Source organism: Acinetobacter sp. CIP-A165, assembly GCF_000367985.1.
Taxonomy (GTDB): domain Bacteria; phylum Pseudomonadota; class Gammaproteobacteria; order Pseudomonadales; family Moraxellaceae; genus Acinetobacter.
In genome coordinates this window covers 423669-424338 of sequence record NZ_KB849206.1, presented here as the reverse complement: position 1 = coordinate 424338, position 670 = coordinate 423669, and positions in this window count along the sequence as shown.

Sequence of the window (670 nt, the reverse complement as noted above, 5' to 3'; positions counted from 1 at the left end):
TCATCCAAGGATTATCTCTTGAATTAAATAATTTTGCTGATTAATTTAAGATCAAATAAATTGTACGTTTTTTGATTTATGACGGAAGTCTAATGGATTTTTTAATATTTTTTAATATAAGTAGAACTGAAATTAATAAGATTATTTGGCCAATATGATCGAAGCGAGATAATTCTCTTACCCATTGAGAAGTTAGAAAGGATAGACTGAAAAAACATAATGAAAAAATTATAATGTATTTATTATTAAATTTTAATTTATTGAAGAAAATATATGTAATTCTAGCAAAAAGATAGAATAGTATAAATAAAAAAACAATCGATACTAGGCGAACATGTCTATAAGTTGGATCCACCCCTATTAAGCTAAATATTTCGCCAGGTAAAGCTCTTCTGACAAAACCATAGTCATAGCTAAATACCCATTGTGAATATAAGTAGTCATGCAATATTATTTTAAAGTCAAAGGAATATAAATTGCTGTGAATAAATACAATTACAATAAGGGTTAACAAGGAATATAAAATATATTCTTTGTTGCTTTTAATTAACGTGTTCATAAGTATGCTGCTACAAATTAGATCTCTTGCGAAAGTTAATTTAAGAGCATCCAATTCACCATTCCAGCAATTAAATTCATTCTTAGACCAAATCGTTTCCGTCTATTTCTA